This is a genomic window from Halogeometricum limi (genome assembly GCF_900115785.1).
In the GTDB taxonomy this organism is placed as follows: domain Archaea; phylum Halobacteriota; class Halobacteria; order Halobacteriales; family Haloferacaceae; genus Halogeometricum; species Halogeometricum limi.
Genome location: NZ_FOYS01000007.1, coordinates 184,016 through 199,057 on the forward strand (window position 1 = coordinate 184,016; position 15,042 = coordinate 199,057).

Here is a 15,042-nt window from a genome sequence, read left to right on the forward strand (position 1 = left end):
CGCTACGACTCGCCGTAGTCGGGACGCTCCGCGTACGGAATCGGGTCGCGAGTGCCGACGTTCTGGAACGCCTGCAGTCTGTAGGCGCAGGAGTCGCAGGTCCCGCACGCGGGTTCTTCGGCACGGTAGCACGACCACGTGTGCTCGAACGGGACGCCGAGTTCGCGGCCGCGGCGGGCGATGTCCGTCTTCGAGTCGGTGACGAACGGCACCTCGATAGCGATGTCCGTCTCGGGTTTCGTGCCCGCGTCCACCATCGTCTCGAACGCCTCGAAGAACTCCGGTCGGCAGTCGGGGTAGCCCGCGTAGTCCTCCGAGTGCGCGCCGACGAAGACGGCGTCACAGCCGTTCGCCTCGGCGTACGAGACGGCCATCGAGAGGAGGTTCGCGTTCCTGAACGGGACGTACGAGGAGGGAATCTCGTCTGCGTCCATGTCGGCGTCGTCGACGGCCATCGAGTCGTCGGTGAGACTCGACGCGCCGACGGCCGAGAGGTGGTCCGTCTCGATGTGGAGGAAGTCGAGTGCGCCCAAGTCGTCCGCGAGTCGACGCGCGCAGTCGTACTCTTTCGACTCGGTCTTCTGCCCGTACGACGTGTGCAGACAGTAGAGGTCGTAGCCCCTGTCTTTGGCCTCGTAGGCCGTCGTCGCGCTATCCATGCCGCCGGAGAGGAGGACGACGGCGGTCGGTCGGTCGGTGCTGTCCGTCGTGTCGGTATCGGTGCTGTCCGTCGCGTTCGTGCCGGTATCGGTTCTGTCCGTCGCGTTCGTGTCGGTGGTGTCTGAATCGGTCATCGTGGGTCGGAGTCGGGGTTACGTCTCGGGAGCGTCGTTCCACAGGTCGACGTGGAGGCGCGGGGTGTAGCGGTAGCCGTGTTCGCGGGCCAACTCGGCGACGACGTTCCGCGTCTCGGCGAGGCGTTCGCGGGTCTGTCCCTCCGGCATCAGGAGGACGTCGGTGTCCAGAACCTCCGCGGCGGCGACGCCGCGCAGGTCGGTCACGAGTTCGTTCACCTCGGCCATATCGTCGACACCGGTGACGACGAACTTCAACTGGAACTCGTGTCGTTCGACCAACGTCGCGAGCGTGTCGAGGTCGATTCGGTTCGCCTCGTGTCTCTCCTCCCACTCGCCCACGTCGACGCCCTCGGTGCCGTCGACGCCCTCCGGCGCGTTCGCGGGCGACGGCGTCGAGGAGGCGAGTTTCGGACTGATGGAGGCGAGGTCGATTGGCGCGTCCGGCGCGAGCGTTCCGTTCGTCTCGACGGTGACGTGGTAGTCCTCAGACAGTCGGTCGAGAAGCGTCGCGCTCTCGTCGTGTATCAGCGGTTCGCCGCCGGTGAGGACGACGTGGTCGGGGGCGAGCGAGTCGACTTCCGCGACGAGTTCGTCGAGACCCATCCACGCGTGCGTGGGTTCCCACGAGGTGTGATAGGAGTCGCAGAACCAACAGCGGAGGTTGCATCCGCTGGTCCGGACGAACGTGCTCGGCACGCCCGCCAGTTTCCCCTCTCCTTGCAGGGAGGCGAACAGTTCGTTGATAGGGAGTGCGGGACCGTCGGGGGCGGTGTCGGGGCGTTCGACGCGGGAGGTGACGGGCATTATCGGTGACTCGCGCAGAGTTCGCCCGTCTCGCGCACCGCGACGGCGACGTCCGAGACGGTGTCCGGGAGCCTGTCGAGCAGTTTCTCCTCTAAGAGGACGGCCATCACTTCGGCCGTCGGCGGCGCGTCGAGGACGACGAGCGAGTCGCCGTCGCCGCTGGCCTCGAAGGCGTCGACGAGAGGGTCGCCCGACTCGACGAGGAACCGGTGGTCCCACTCGTCTATCACGTCGGTGACGACGCCCTTATCGACGACCCATCCCTCGTCCGTCAGTTGGCCGGTCACCTCGACGGAGAACTCGTAGTTGTGACCGTGCGGGCGACTGCACTTTCCGTCGTGGTGCAGGAGGCGGTGACCGGCGCTGATTCGGATGGGCCGGTCCGCACCGATTCGGAGCACGCGTTCTCCGGCGCGTTCGGCGATGGAGGAGTCGTTCGAAGAGTCGGTGCGACTCGGACCCGACTCCAGTATGTGCTGGGACATACTGGAAGATTATCGTTCGGCGTGAAAAAGTCGCCGTTTCTGCGATGTCGGTCGGCCGTCCCGAGCGGTCTGTCGGTTGTGAATCGGTCGGCGGCCCGCGACTGCGAGCGACCCGTCCCGACTCAGTGGTCGAGTTTCTCGATTCGCTCCCGCCAGTCGTCGGGGACGCGGGTGGGCGTCTTCGTCTCGGGGTCTATCACGACCTGGACGGAGGAAGCGGTGGCGACCACGTCGCCTCCGAACCGGAGTTCGTACGCCATCTCGAACGACGAGTCGCCCACGTCGGTGACGCCGAGAGCGACGGTGAGGGTTCCCAGCCCTTCGATGGGCTTTCGGTAGTTTATCTCGACGTTCGCGAGGACGGAGTTCACGTCCTCGCTTTCGACGTTCAACACTTCCCGGAAGAAGTCGATGCGGGCCTGTTCGCAGTAGGTCGCGTAGACGGCGTTGTTCACGTGGCCGACCGGGTCGAGGTCACGGAAACGAACGGTGATATCGGTCTCGTAGGCGAACTCTGTCACGGTCGGGTAGTCGACGGCGGGATGCTAAACACCGCCGGTCGGTCACTCCCGCCACTCCGACGCCGTCGCCGCCCACGTGTAGCCCGTTCCCGCGGCGAGAAACAGGGCACGTCGCCCTCGAAGAGTCGCCCGTCGGTGACGGCGGCGCGAGAAGACCGGCAAGCGGAAAAAGAACGCCTGCCGACGAGTTCGGAGAGTGCCCGTGATGCGGGGCGACGAGCGGGAGACTTCAGTTGGGCGTCGGTGCGACGGGGTTCGCGGTGCGGATAGCGGGGTCGTTGTGGAGTGCGTCGACGCGCCAGACGTTCGAACGGGCCCCGGCACGCGAGAGCGTGACGGGAATCGTCGTCCCCGACGGGAGCGCTTCGAGCGTCCGGCGGAGGTCGGGGGTGGCGTACTCGACGAGATGACGCGTCTCGTTCGTCGTCTCCACTTCGACGGTCATCGTCTCGTGGTCGTTCATGGGTTGGCGCACGGTTACACGAGTAGGAGCAGTTGTTTCGACGCTCATATCTATCCGCTAGTACTCGGGGGTCTTAAGTTGTAATATGAGAGATACTTTCTAGGACCGTGGGAACAATAGTCACGTCAGAAGGTGATGCGTCGCGTCGCCACGCGACGTCGAACCGGTATCCATGAGCGGGGACACGAACGACGGCGCGAGGACGGTCGCCGGTCGAATTCGCGTGGTCGTCCGCGACGGCGACGCGGAGGCGGTGACGTACGCGCGCGCCGGGACGATACTGCGAGACCACCTCCTCGAACACGACCTGTCGCCGTACGCGCGACTGACCGAACGGGCGAACTGCGGCGGAAACGGCGTGTGTGCCACCTGTGGCGTGCGGATTCGAGAGGGCGAACCGGCACCGACGCACTGGCACGACCGACTGGCGGCGCGGTTCGGCTACCCGCGCCTGTCGTGTCAGATTCGGATAACGGGTCCGATGGTGGTCGAACTGGTCGACGACAAGCGCGTGTGGGGCGGGCGGGAGTGAATCCGTCGACGACTCGGCGTTCCCTACGTACGTTGCCACGCCACCGATAGCGTAGCCCTACGAACGTGGCAGGTATGCTCGTCCGTCTCCACCAGTACAAGCACGAAGCGGTCCAGATAGACGACAACCGGACGCCCGGCGAGTCGCAGACCGCAGACTCGATAGAGAGAGACCCCGAGGAGTACTTCGGGACGGAACTCGACGTCGACGCCGCCACGTGGGCGACCGTAGAATACGAGGACGACCCTATCCAGCGTCGAGAAGTAACGCTCGACGGCGTGACCGCCGTCTCGCTCCCGTCCGACGTCGGCGGGTCGTCCGACGACCCGGGACTCCCCGGAGAGACCGTACAGGTCCGACACGAGGGGACGATAGAGGAGTTCGAGAACAGTCGACTGGTCGAAGCGACCGACTCCGACCCGGACGAAGCGTAGTCGCGTCGCTCTGCAGGCAGTCGCAAGAGAAGTCCGCTCTCCCCGTCTTCGTGAGCGAAGCGACCGAAGGCTCGTGACGAGCAGAGCGAAGTCACGGTGATTTGAACTCACTCGCTCACACCGTTCGCTCGCTGCTCAAACCGACTCGACCGGATTTGCAAGCAAATCCGCTCTCCCCGATTTGAACGGGGGACAAGCCGATCTACAGTCGGCTGCTCTGCCAGGCTGAGCTAAGAGCGGTCCATCTACTCGTAGCGCCGTGACCGGACTTAAGAATTTCTCATTGGTCGTCGCGGACGGCCAGGAACCGCTCGGCCGCGCGGTCCACGCGGGCCTGCACCACGTCGAGTTCCGGGACGGTCTTCGCGTTGTACGCGCGCTTCGAGCAGTCGACGTGTTTGGGGACGATTTCGTGGGCGGCCATCGACGCCTCGGCGATGGCCGTCTGCGCGTCCGTCGCCTCCCACTCGGGCAGTGAGAGTTTGGAGACGGTCGACTTCGAGAGACTGGACTTCCCGCCGGAGGAGATGTCGCGCAGACAGCGCTGGTACGGCGCGGAGTTCAAGAGACCGCAGAGGTAGTGCGCCTCGCGTTCGTCGTCGGTGCCGACGAACATGCAGTGGTCGCCGGGGACGACCGGTTTCTCGCCGATGAGAGGGTCCGAAACCGTCGAGACGACGGCGAAGTGCGGCTTGTAGCCGAGACGACACCAGACCACCTTGTAGTCGGCCCACGTGTACGGTCCGAGACCGAAAAGCGAGTAGAACGGCCCGTCGTCGAACCACGACGACCCGCGAGACTCCAGACGCTCGCGGTTCGCGTCGAGATATGCGTACGTGTTCGGGGTCTCGCGGCGGAGAGCGTCCTCGTTCTCTTCGCCGGCCATCCGCTGGGGGACGAGATGTCTGTCGTGCCCGAACAGGCCGTACTTGACGACGTGTTTCGACTTCAGATACGGATAGACGTGGTCGGGTTCGAGGTCGTACTCCTCGATGGTCTCCCGGTCGAGGGCGTAGACGGCTTTGGCGTCGTCTTTCACGCCGTGTCTGATGCGGTAGGCCGAGTCGCCGAGCGCACGGCGTTCGGCGTCCGCACGGACCCACGCCGACGCCGTCGTCTCCGGGTCGGCCGGAACGAGTGCCGTCTCGTCTGCGGAGAGCGTCCGCCGCACCGTGTCGAGAGAGTCGTACACCGGTCTCTCGTCGTCCCGCGACCACCGCGTCGTCGGAATCTCGACGGGTGACCGGTGCTCCGGGCTGGTCGCCGCATCCGCCGAACCCACGTCGAGTCGGTAGACGGCGGTCCCGGCGGCGACTTCGCGACCGAACGGCGAGAGCGACCCGAAGTCGTGGACGTGTCGCATCGAGAGCGGTCTGTCACCGACGCGACGCCGGCGGAGGAGTTCGCCCGCGGGGCCGGTCGTCAGGTCCCGTTTCAAGACGAACGCGGCGCGGCCGCCGTCGCGGAGGAACTCGTGGAGACACGTCCACGCGAACGGCACCGACAGGTCGTCGTTCGCGTAGCCGAGTCGGGCGTTCCGGCCGCGGTGGCAGAACAGGTCGAGGTTCGGGTCGGCCATCGGCCCGTCGCGCCAGCGGTCTTTCACCCGCGGCGTCAGCGAGTCCCACGTCAGCCACGGCGGGTTCCCGAGTACCACGTCCGCGCGCGTGCCGTCGAGCGGCGAGTCGGCCGCCGTCGTCTCGACGGCGTCGGCGAGGACGACGCGGGGAACGACGCCGGCGACGTCGCTCCGCCAGAGCACCGACCGGAGGGCGAGAACGAGTGCGAGACGCGACGCGCGGACCGCCACGGGGTTCACGTCGAACCCGCGGACCGTGTCGGTGACGCGTTCGGCCGTCTCGCTCGGGGCGACGCCGCGTTCGGCGAGGGCGGCGGCTTTCGCTCGACCGGCGGCTGCGAGGAACGCACCCGCGCCGCAGCCGGGGTCGAGGACGACCGCGTCCGCGAAGTCGTCTCCGTCGTCCCGGACGCTCTCGACGGCGAGTTCGGCGAGACCGGCGGGCGTGTCGTACCGGCCGAACAACCGCCGAGTGAGACGCGGGACGGTCCGGTGGTGGAGTTCGGCGACTGCGCCGGGGTCGGCGGCGGTGACGAACCGGCGTTCGAGGTCGGAGAGTGCGTCCTCGGTCGTCGAACCGAGTGCGTCCGCGACGGCGGCGTGAACGGCGTCGAACCGCGCGAGGAGTTCGGGTGACTCACCCGCCGGAGTGTCGACAGAACCGACCGAAACACCGAATTGCCGTTCGGCGGCGGCGAGGAGTCGAGAGAGGAGGAAATCGAGCGAGAGCGTCTGGACGAACACCGCGCGGGCGACGGCGTCGGCGTCGTCGGGCGACGGGTCGTCGTCGGGCGACGGGTCGTCGGCGGACGAGTCGTCCGTCTCCTCGGCGAGTCGGTCGAACACCGCGCCGTGGTGGGTTCGGACGAACGACCGCCACTCGTCGTAGACGGCGGCGACTCGCTCGTCTCCGAATCTCGCTCGAAGCGCGTCGCGATACCGGTCGAGTCCCTTCTCGTACCGTTCGTGTCCGTCGTCGCCGAGGAGTGATTCGAGCGTCATCGTGTGGTTCGAGAGCGAGCGTCGGCGTCGACATCGGTGTGGGCCGCGACGTCGGTGTCGACACCCGCGTGGTCGTCGGTGTCTGCGTCGCCCGTCTACACCCGCCGACGGACGGTCCGAACTTAACGGCACCCGTTCGGTCGGCGTCGGCGGGAGACAGAACGCGAATCGGAGACCGTCAGTCCGTCAGGTCGCTCTCGGTCACGCGCACCCCTTTCTCGGCGAGGTGGCGCATCTGTCGCTGAGCGAAGTCCTCCTCCGTCGTCCCGCGCGTCGCGAGGACGTAGACGAGGGCGTTGCCCGCGGGGCGCATCGTCCGCCCGGCGCGTTGGGCACCCTGTCGGCGCGACCCGCCGAGGCCGGAGGCGACGACGGCGAGTTCGGCGTTCGGCAGGTCGATTCCCTCGTCGCCGACGCGGGAGATGACGAGCGTTCGCAGTTGTCCCTCGCGGAATCGCTCGAACAGACGTTCGCGGTGGTGATGCCGCATCTCGCCGTTGACGAACGGCACGTCGAGGGCCTCGGCCATCTCCTCGCCCTGGTCGAGATAGTCGACGAAGACGAGCGCTTTCGACTCGGGGTGCTGTCTGAGCAGTCGGCGCGTCTCGGCGACCTTCTGCGGGTTCATCGCCGCGAGTTGATGGCGCTCTCTGCCGTCCGCACTCGACCACTCGTTGCGGACCGTGTCGTCGGCCCAGGGGACGTACCGAATCTCCACCTCGGGTTCCTGGACGTAGCCCGCCTCGAATAGTTTCGACCAGTCGGTGCCGATGGGCGGGCCGATGAGCGTGAATATCTCCTTCTCCTTGTCGTCCTCCCGTATCGGCGTGGCCGAGAGGCCGAGTCGGTGTTTCGCCTGTAAGTCGGCGCTCCGGCGGTAGATGCGCGAGGGGACGTGATGGACCTCGTCGTAGACGATGAGGCCCCACTCGCGGTCGTCGAACAGCGAGCGATGACGGTCCATCCCGGCCGTCTGGTAGGTGGCGATAGTGACCGGCCGAACCTGTTTCTGCCCGCCGTGGTACTCGCCGATCTGGTCCTCCGAGAGCGAGGTGTGCTTCAGAATCTCGGTTCGCCACTGCGCGGCGAGTTCGCGCGAGGGGACGAGAACGAGCGTCTCGCCGCCGACGGCCGCGAGGACGCCGATTCCCGTGACGGTCTTTCCGGCCCCCGGCGGGCCGACGAGGACGCCCGCCTTCTGGTCGGTGAAGCGGTCGACCCAGTCGCGTTGGTAGTCGCGGAGTTCGACGCGGAGTTCGACGTTTAACGGGTCGCCGGTCTCTAAGTCGCGGTCGTCTTTGACCGGATACCCCGCCTCGTAGAGGATGCGCTTGATGTGCGCCTCCTTCCCGTCGCGGACCCAACTCTCCGTGTCGGAGATGGGCGCGACGAGGTGTTCCTCGTCCAGTTTCTGTCGGCCGACGTTGCCCATCAGACTCTCGGAGGCGGCTTCGAGGACGACGTAGTCGTCTTCGTGCGTGTAGAGGCGGAACTGGTTCGCGCGCTTCCACTGGTTCTCCACCCACGTCTCCAGATGGGGTGAGCGACGCGGGAGGACCGACCGCATGAGAGAGAGAAGCGAGTCCAACTCGTCGAACGGGGCCTGCCAGACGTCCTCCTGACGAATCTTGTAGAGGTAGCCGCGCGTGCCGGTGTTCCGGTCGCCCGTGGAGTCGACGAGGTGGGCGAACTGCGCGAGACGGGCGCGGGTGTACTGCGTCGGTCGGTCGACGACGACTTCGCGCCGTTCGGGAAAGAGCACGATTCGCTCGCGTTCGGCGAGACGACCCCACTCGGTCGGGTAGTAGACGACGGGGTCCGTCTCGACGTTCACGCGTTGGACGACGCCGTCCCGGGCGAGTTGGTCGAGGGCGTCGGCCGCCGCGGACTGCGACAGGCCGAGATTTCGACCCGCCTGTTGGGCGGTGACGACCGGGCGGCCCTCGGCTTCGAGCGCGTCGTAGAAGCCGTCGAGCGAGACGTCGAGGACGGAGGGCGTAGCGGGCGTGTCGGTGTCGGCGTCGCGGTCGGTGGCGAGGTCGGCGGCGGCGTCGGTGGGTTCGGTGGCGAGGTCGTCGTCGGCGCGACGGACACTCTCGTCGTCGTCGTCGCCGTCGTCGCCGTCGCTGTGCGTTCTCTCGTCGTCTGCCCGGACGTCTGCGACGGTAGACGGGTGGTTCTCTCGCGGACGGCGCGACGAAGTCTCGTCTGCCGCGCCGTCCTCCGGCGCCTCGTTCGGGTGAGACTCGTCGGACGAGTGCGCGTCCGTCGGCGTGTCCGCGTCGGCAGCGTCGTCTTCCGTCATCGTCTCGGAGGAAGGGGGCGGCGGGGAAACGGCTTGCGCCTGCCGAACAGGTCAGCCGAGCGTGTTGAACCGCGTCGGCGACATCCGTTCGTAGACGCGCCGAACGTCGTCGTTCACGTCGATGAACGAGGGGAACTCTTCGAGGGTGCGGAGCGTGTCGAGGTAGACGTAGTCGACCGGTTCGTCGGCAATCTCTTCGAACACCTGCCGCGGGCCGGCGTCACCGACGGCGACGAACGGCCGGCCGTCCGGGTCCATCTGCGGCGTCGTCGCGTGTTGGAGGTACACCGTCGCCGTCGCGAGCGCACTCGCGAGTGGGACCTGTCCGGGCGTCAACTGCCACGTGACGTCTCTGTCGGCGTAGTCGACGGTCGAGACGTACCCGTCGTCGAACCGAAAACACCGGACCGTCTCGTCGTCGCGCCGCCACTTCGTCTCGGTCCGGCGCGCGTGGGCGAGTCGCCAGTCTCGTTCGTCTCCGTCGCGAGCGTTCGACGGGCGCAGCGTGCGGACCATCCACCGGGCAGGCGCGACGAACCAAGCGCCGACTCGACGGAGACCGTGTCGTGCTCGGCGGAACACCGAGGGCGTCATTACTCCTCGTACGGGCGGCGGCCTTATCGAACTGACGGGTTCGGAGCGTCGTCGGTTCGAGAGACGAGGTGCGTCTTTTTCTTCTCTCGTGGTGTGTGATGACACACCGTGGGATACGTTGTCAAAATGCCGAAGCTCGGGATGGACATGGACCAGGGACTCGTCGTCGAGTGGTTCGTCGCAGAGGGCGAGGAGGTGACCGACGACCAAGTCGTCGCGGAAATAGAGTCCGAGAAGACGACCGGAGAGATACGCGTTCGACAGGACGGCGTTCTCCACCACGTCCTCGTCGCCGAGGGAGAGAGTACGGGTCCGGGCGGTGCCGTGGCGATCGTCGGCGAGTCCGGAGAGGACGTCTCGGAACTGCTCTCGGAAGCGACCGGAGGTGGGGTCAAAGAGGCCGAAGCGACGGCCGCCGACGCGACAGGCGAGACGACCGGCGGAGGGGAGGCGAGTGCGGCCGAGACGTCCGGAGGCGGTGAGACCGCTCAGACAACGAGTATGCAAATTTCTGGTGATTCCGGTTACCAACGACGTAAATCGGCCGACGGATTCGAAGCTACAGTTGCGACGGCGGCCGTCGATGAGGGGAAGGTAGCGTGCGGCGTGAGTCGTCCCCTCACACCGGATTTCCGGTGAAGAGAGCGAACGTCACGCGACGTTCGAGGGGCAGGGGGTGCCGTTCGAGGAGTGGAGTTGACGTTCGAAGAGCGGAGGTCGGAGTCACACCGGATTTCCGGTGAACGCCGTCGACGAGGACACGGGGCCGCGCCGTCGTCGGGGAACGTCGCGGAGAGACACACCACGTTTCCGGTGAGACGGCAAAAAGAGGGTGCAGGTGTCGAAGAGAGACGCACACCGGGTTTCCGATGAACCGGACGAACGTAGGGGGAGACGGATAGCGGCGAGCGAAGTCGGGAGTCGAGTCGGAGACACGTCAGCGGAGCCACACCCCGTTTCCGGTGAAAAATCTCGGGTAGAAGGTCTGCACCCGGATAATCTGCCAGTGAACCTGACCTCTCGTCTCGACCAACGAGTCGCGCCGTGCGAGAGAGTCACACCGCGTTTCCGGTGAAACCCGAGCGGCCGAAACGAACTCGTAGCACGCGAAAGAGCGTATCGCGGCTTCATACTCGGCCTTTTGGAAACCAACGAATCGCCGACTCCGTTCGGGTTCCGCTCTCTCTGGAGAGCATACAACAACTATTAAATAGTTGTTTAGTGTAAACGTCCATTGATACACTCGCGAACACTCACTAGTTCGTTACTCGAACATGTCGCACCGGAAGCGACGGTTCGAGTACTGGGTCTGCGGGTGACGGCGGCGGCGGATATGGAACGGACGCGACTCGTCCTCGGGGAGAAGAAGGTGTGGCGCGTCATCCGTCTCGACTCACCGTCTCACGTGCCGTTCGTCCCATCTAGTGTTCGTTCCACCCGTCGTTCGTTCGCCTCTCATCCGCCTCTCGTTCGTTCTCGGCGGTCATTCGCCCCGGCAGACGCCGACTTCGCCCGTCGTTGCCCGGTGGACACCGACCACCGAGGGGTCACGTCTCGTGAACACACCGGGTTTCCGGTGAACCCACACCTCTGTTTCGACTGCACGAGTACCCCGGCAATGTGGCCTTTCACCGGAAACCCGGTGTGTGTGTCGCGCGGCGAGATGACAAACCATTTCACCGGAAACACGGTGTCCTGTACTATGCCGAACGCCAGCGACGACCTCTTCACTCGGGAGGACCCCATCTTCGCCAACAAGGAACTCCTCGAGATCAATCACCTCCCGGGTGAGGGACGCATCGTCGGCCGCGACGACGAGATATCCAATCTCGCGACGGCCGTGAACCCCGCAATCTTCGGGCAGAGTCCGAGCAACGTCCTCATCTACGGGAAGACGGGAACCGGAAAGTCGCTCTGTGCGAAGTACGTCTCACAGCGACTCGTCGAGACGGCGAGCGAAGAGGCGGTGAAAGCGACGTTCGCGTACGTCGACTGCGCGCAGGACACCACCGAGACGCAGGCCGTCCAGACCATCGCCGACAGCGTGAATCGCTCCGAAGTGACCGGAATCAAAGTCCCCGACAAAGGACTCAGCACATCCACCTACTACAAACGTCTCTGGCGCATCCTCGACGCGCAGTACGACGTCGTGCTCATCATCTTAGACGAGATAGACAAACTGAGCGACGACGACATCCTGATGCAACTGTCCCGCGCGGGCGAGGCCGGGAAGATAGACCAGTGCAAACTCGGCGTCATCGGTATCAGCAACAAGATTCAGTACAAAGACCGCATGGACGAACGAGTGAAGTCGAGTCTCTGCGAGCGAGAGTTCGTCTTCCCGCCGTACGACGCGAACCAACTCCGCGACATCATGGACGCCCGGAGCGACGCTTTCCGGGACGGCGTACTTGACCCCTCGACGATTCCCCGCGCCGCCGCCCTCGCCGCCCGAGAACACGGTGACGCGCGAAAGGCCATCGACATCCTCCGATACGCGGGTGAGATTGCACAGTCGACCGCGGCGTCGACGGTTCGCGAGGAGTTCGTCACGCAGGCGCGACAACGCGCGGAGACCGACCGCTTCCGCGAACTCATCCGCGGGTCGACGCCGCACTCGCGATACGTCCTGCAGGCGCTCGCGATGCTGTCGCTCTCGAACGAGCGTCAGGACGGCTTCCGGACCAGCCGCGTCTACGAAGTGTACGAAAACATCTGTACCGGACAAGGGTCCGACAGTCTGTCGCTGCGTCGCGTCCGCGACCTGTTGAAAGAACACGCCTTCCTCGACATCATCGAGCAGTCGAAACACAGCGGTGGAAGTGCAGAGGGTAGCTACACGAAACACCAGCTCTTAGAGGACCCGCAGGTCGTCCGTGACGTGCTCTCCGAAGAAGTCGGAACGTAGTGTCGTCGAGCGATTACAGAGTCCGGGACGAGGGCACGGGCGCGTCCTCGGACTCCGCTTCGTCATCTGCGACGTGGGGGCCGAACTGCAGCGGGGTTCGTGCGGGACGTGCTGTCTCTCACACGACTGCAGTTGCTTCTTCGTGAGATCGAACTTATAGCTTCCTACACTCAAAAGTGATTGGACCACTCACGCGTGACCGGACCGGTCACTACTCACCGTTCTGCACGGCTCGGTCGTCGTCGGCTTCGCTGTCGGTGTCGTCCCCGCTACGGTCGTCGTCGGGTTCGGCCTCGGTTTCGTCTGACGTCGGTTCGTACGACCGGGTACGGTACGCTCGGTAGGTCCGTTCGGCCCACTCGACGAACTCTCGATCCGTCCCGTCGACGCTCGCGAGGAGGTTCCCGTGGTCGTCGTACGCGGCGAGGTAGGCGTGACCGTCGACCAGCATGAGCCCGAACGTCAGTCGTTCCGGACAGACGAACAGGTCGAACTGGTCCAGTTCGTACGCCCGCGTCAGGTCGTCGGGGTACTCCGAGGCGGACGTCTCGAAGACGCGTTCGTCGATGACGAGTTCCACGTTCGACTGCTGGCCGATGATTCGCCGTGCCGCCTCGTTGAAGACACGACTGACGATAGGCGTGACGCCGCGGAATTCGCTCACCGTTTCGGTGCCGACGACCGCCAGAAATCGGTCGATGGGCGCGTGTGGGTCGTCCGGCGTCGCCGTCGTCCCCCGGAGGCGGTCGAAGACGACGGGGTCGAGGTCGGAGACGACGCCGCCGAGGTTCTCGAGCAACACCGAGAACCGGTCGGCGACGGACACCCTCGCTTCGAACGCTTCGTACCCCTCCGCCACGAGGACACCGCTTGCGGTGAGTGCGTACCGTCCCCGGCCGTTCTCTTTCCGTGCCCACCCTCGGTCGACGAAGGCGCCGACGGTCCGCTGTGCCGTCTCGCGGGCGCACGAACACTCGTCGGCGAGTTCGCTCGGCCGACTCGGTCGATCTCGGAGCGTCCTGAGGAGTTCGAGTCGGCTCTCCGACCCGACGAGAAAAGCGATGGCCTCGCGCGTGCTCATACCTCTGTGGTTACGTGGCGGGTGCTATCACCGTTTTGACTGCCCGCGGTCGAGTCGTCGCCTTGGGCGTCTCAGTCGAGGAGACCGAGGTTGTCGATACGCTTGACGATTTCTTCGACGGCCGTCTCCGCGTCGTCGGTCTGCTTCCCGCCCGTGATGACGATCTTTCCGGACCCGAACAGGAGGATGACGACTTCGGGTTCGTCCATCCGGTAGACGAGACCGGGGAACTGTTCGGGTTCGTACTCGACGTCTTCGAGACCGAGACCGATCGCGAGCGCGTTCAGGTTCAGGTTGTGACCCAGGTCGGCACTCGAGACGATGTTCTGGACCGTTATCTCGGGGTCTTCGTCGACGGGGATGCTCAGACCGCGGAGTTTGTCGAAGATGATGCCGAGTGCTTCGTGCACGTCGTCGATGCTCTTGGCACCCGTGCAGACGATCTTCCCGGAGCGGAAGATGAGGGCCGCCGCCTTCGGGTCCTGCGTCCGGTAGACGAGACCGGGGAAGTTGTCGGGGTTGAAATCGGCACCGGGGAGGTCGTCCGCGAGTGCTTCGAGGTCGAGCTCTTGTCCGATACCCGTCGATGCGACTACGTTCTGAATCTCGATGGAATCTGCCGGCGCACTCATTGTTCGGTCGAAACGTCTCGCCCCTCGCTTATAAAGCGACCCGTTATAAATTGAGACTGACCGGCTGATTGTTTCTCTATAATGGTATGTTTCTCGCGCTCGCCCGCGTACGTCGAACTCCATACCACTATATAAACTATCCGGAAGTCACGCTAGATTCGAAAAACGGCGTGATTGTCACACAATAGCACCTATACCGAACTATTTTTTGAAAATTGTCCCGAATCAATGAGGTTAAGTAGAACCCTGCCATTGGTAGAAATACGCGGGGCGCCCCGGGACACTCCCGGAGCGCCAAACACCCGAACGCCCCTCGACCCCACCGACGAAACGTCGCACGGGAGAGTGCCTCGCACTCTCACGACGCCGACGATACGACGGCCTTAAGTGGTCGAGGCGATTTCGGTTGAATGCGAACGACACACCGCGACCGCGACACGGTTCAACCCCGTGTCGCACTCGGACACCGAACGAAGCGAACCGACGCCCTTATGGGAACGGACGCGCTACGTTCAAATCCGAAGAAATGAGGATTCCACCCCTGCGGTCCGCCGTACAAGATGGAATCTGATGTTAGCCTTGGTAGTTCGGTGCCACCCGTTCGGTGACACCGAGCACCACGAACGGACCACGCAATGGAGATGACTCGACACACGTCGAGATCATCCCGCCAAACCCTCCTGGCACACGCCAGGAACCCATTCCGGTTGATCCTGCCGGAGGCCATTGCTATCGGAGTCCGATTTAGCCATGCTAGTTGCGCGAGTTCACACTCGCAGCATATAGCTCAGTAACACGTGGTCAAGCTACCCTGCAGAGACGAATAACCTCGGGAAACTGAGGCTAATACGTCATACTGGTCCCACGCTGGAATGCCGGGACCCACAAACGCTCCGGCGCTGCAG

At 64.9% G+C, this 15,042-nt stretch carries 14 protein-coding genes, 1 tRNA gene and 1 rRNA gene; 5 read left to right on the forward strand and 11 right to left on the reverse strand.

Annotated features, from left to right (window positions below; all coding sequences use genetic code 11):
• Positions 1–2: 2 nt before the first annotated feature.
• From queC to BM282_RS17630, 5 genes are all read right to left on the reverse strand, one after another.
• On the reverse strand, positions 3–794 hold the full coding sequence (gene queC / locus BM282_RS17610) for a 7-cyano-7-deazaguanine synthase QueC (protein ID WP_089883488.1): 792 nt from the start codon (positions 792–794) through the stop codon (positions 3–5).
• A gap of 18 nt (positions 795–812) precedes the next feature.
• Entirely contained in the window at positions 813–1,601 is a 789-nt protein-coding gene (locus tag BM282_RS17615) for a 7-carboxy-7-deazaguanine synthase QueE (protein ID WP_089883490.1), read from the reverse strand.
• Positions 1,601–2,086, reverse strand: coding sequence for a 6-pyruvoyl trahydropterin synthase family protein (locus BM282_RS17620; RefSeq protein ID WP_089883491.1), 486 nt, complete (start codon positions 2,084–2,086; stop codon positions 1,601–1,603). The genes BM282_RS17615 and BM282_RS17620 overlap by 1 nt, the downstream gene beginning before the upstream one ends.
• A gap of 122 nt (positions 2,087–2,208) precedes the next feature.
• Positions 2,209–2,607 carry an acyl-CoA thioesterase gene (locus BM282_RS17625; RefSeq protein WP_089883493.1) on the reverse strand — a complete coding sequence of 133 codons (399 nt, stop codon included), beginning with the start codon at positions 2,605–2,607 and terminating at the stop codon, positions 2,209–2,211.
• 229 nt (positions 2,608–2,836) lie between these two features.
• Positions 2,837–3,070 carry a hypothetical protein gene (locus BM282_RS17630; RefSeq protein WP_245758409.1) on the reverse strand — a complete coding sequence of 78 codons (234 nt, stop codon included), beginning with the start codon at positions 3,068–3,070 and terminating at the stop codon, positions 2,837–2,839.
• Between the two features lie 172 nt (positions 3,071–3,242).
• Between BM282_RS17630 and BM282_RS17635 the strand changes: the two genes are divergently transcribed.
• Together BM282_RS17635 and BM282_RS17640 are read left to right on the forward strand one after the other, a co-directional pair.
• Positions 3,243–3,602 (forward strand): 2Fe-2S iron-sulfur cluster-binding protein, encoded by a 360-nt coding sequence (locus tag BM282_RS17635; RefSeq protein WP_089883496.1) that lies wholly within the window; start codon positions 3,243–3,245, stop codon positions 3,600–3,602.
• A gap of 74 nt (positions 3,603–3,676) precedes the next feature.
• Positions 3,677–4,036, forward strand: coding sequence for a hypothetical protein (locus BM282_RS17640; protein ID WP_089883497.1), 360 nt, complete (start codon positions 3,677–3,679; stop codon positions 4,034–4,036).
• A 166-nt stretch (positions 4,037–4,202) separates the two neighbouring features.
• Here BM282_RS17640 and BM282_RS17645 read toward each other — a convergent pair.
• From BM282_RS17645 to BM282_RS17660, 4 genes are all read right to left on the reverse strand, one after another.
• Positions 4,203–4,276, reverse strand: a tRNA-Tyr gene (locus BM282_RS17645).
• A gap of 40 nt (positions 4,277–4,316) precedes the next feature.
• Complete coding sequence (locus tag BM282_RS17650) at positions 4,317–6,617, reverse strand: N-6 DNA methylase (RefSeq protein WP_089883500.1); 2,301 nt, start codon at positions 6,615–6,617, stop codon at positions 4,317–4,319.
• Positions 6,618–6,795: 178 nt separating this feature from the next.
• The gene (locus BM282_RS17655) at positions 6,796–8,922 is read right to left on the reverse strand and encodes a DEAD/DEAH box helicase (RefSeq protein ID WP_245758410.1); all 2,127 of its coding nucleotides are present in this window, start codon (positions 8,920–8,922) and stop codon (positions 6,796–6,798) included.
• A gap of 51 nt (positions 8,923–8,973) precedes the next feature.
• Positions 8,974–9,438 carry a hypothetical protein gene (locus BM282_RS17660; RefSeq protein WP_089883528.1) on the reverse strand — a complete coding sequence of 155 codons (465 nt, stop codon included), beginning with the start codon at positions 9,436–9,438 and terminating at the stop codon, positions 8,974–8,976.
• Positions 9,439–9,642: 204 nt separating this feature from the next.
• Here BM282_RS17660 and BM282_RS17665 point away from each other — a divergent pair, with 204 nt between their 5' ends.
• Both BM282_RS17665 and BM282_RS17670 read left to right on the forward strand, forming a co-directional pair.
• Positions 9,643–10,155, forward strand: coding sequence for a biotin/lipoyl-containing protein (locus BM282_RS17665; protein WP_089883502.1), 513 nt, complete (start codon positions 9,643–9,645; stop codon positions 10,153–10,155).
• A 1,063-nt stretch (positions 10,156–11,218) separates the two neighbouring features.
• A complete protein-coding gene (locus tag BM282_RS17670) occupies positions 11,219–12,424 on the forward strand; it encodes a Cdc6/Cdc18 family protein (protein ID WP_089883504.1) in 1,206 nt (401 codons plus the stop codon).
• Positions 12,425–12,635: 211 nt separating this feature from the next.
• Here BM282_RS17670 and BM282_RS17675 read toward each other — a convergent pair whose 3' ends face one another.
• Together BM282_RS17675 and BM282_RS17680 are read right to left on the reverse strand one after the other, a co-directional pair.
• On the reverse strand, positions 12,636–13,505 hold the full coding sequence (locus BM282_RS17675) for a helix-turn-helix transcriptional regulator (protein WP_245758411.1): 870 nt from the start codon (positions 13,503–13,505) through the stop codon (positions 12,636–12,638).
• Positions 13,506–13,576: 71 nt separating this feature from the next.
• Positions 13,577–14,137, reverse strand: coding sequence for a TATA-box-binding protein (locus BM282_RS17680; protein WP_089883507.1), 561 nt, complete (start codon positions 14,135–14,137; stop codon positions 13,577–13,579).
• A gap of 700 nt (positions 14,138–14,837) precedes the next feature.
• Here BM282_RS17680 and BM282_RS17685 point away from each other — a divergent pair.
• A 16S ribosomal RNA gene (locus BM282_RS17685) occupies positions 14,838–15,042 on the forward strand; the annotation flags it as partial.

Excerpts from the sequence above, each read along its gene's own strand:
- BM282_RS17665 (WP_089883502.1), top strand. The coding sequence starts at position 9,643 with ATGCCGAAGCTCGGGATGGACATGGACCAGGGACTCGTCGTCGAGTGG.
- BM282_RS17630 (WP_245758409.1), bottom strand. The coding sequence starts at position 3,070 with ATGAACGACCACGAGACGATGACCGTCGAAGTGGAGACGACGAACGAG.
- BM282_RS17680 (WP_089883507.1), bottom strand. The coding sequence starts at position 14,137 with ATGAGTGCGCCGGCAGATTCCATCGAGATTCAGAACGTAGTCGCATCG.
- BM282_RS17635 (WP_089883496.1), top strand. The coding sequence starts at position 3,243 with ATGAGCGGGGACACGAACGACGGCGCGAGGACGGTCGCCGGTCGAATT.
- queC (WP_089883488.1), bottom strand. The coding sequence starts at position 794 with ATGACCGATTCAGACACCACCGACACGAACGCGACGGACAGAACCGAT.
- BM282_RS17670 (WP_089883504.1), top strand. The coding sequence starts at position 11,219 with ATGCCGAACGCCAGCGACGACCTCTTCACTCGGGAGGACCCCATCTTC.
- BM282_RS17615 (WP_089883490.1), bottom strand. The coding sequence starts at position 1,601 with ATGCCCGTCACCTCCCGCGTCGAACGCCCCGACACCGCCCCCGACGGT.
- BM282_RS17660 (WP_089883528.1), bottom strand. The coding sequence starts at position 9,438 with ATGGTCCGCACGCTGCGCCCGTCGAACGCTCGCGACGGAGACGAACGA.
- BM282_RS17675 (WP_245758411.1), bottom strand. The coding sequence starts at position 13,505 with ATGAGCACGCGCGAGGCCATCGCTTTTCTCGTCGGGTCGGAGAGCCGA.
- BM282_RS17650 (WP_089883500.1), bottom strand. The coding sequence starts at position 6,617 with ATGACGCTCGAATCACTCCTCGGCGACGACGGACACGAACGGTACGAG.
- BM282_RS17655 (WP_245758410.1), bottom strand. The coding sequence starts at position 8,922 with ATGACGGAAGACGACGCTGCCGACGCGGACACGCCGACGGACGCGCAC.
- BM282_RS17620 (WP_089883491.1), bottom strand. The coding sequence starts at position 2,086 with ATGTCCCAGCACATACTGGAGTCGGGTCCGAGTCGCACCGACTCTTCG.
- BM282_RS17640 (WP_089883497.1), top strand. The coding sequence starts at position 3,677 with ATGCTCGTCCGTCTCCACCAGTACAAGCACGAAGCGGTCCAGATAGAC.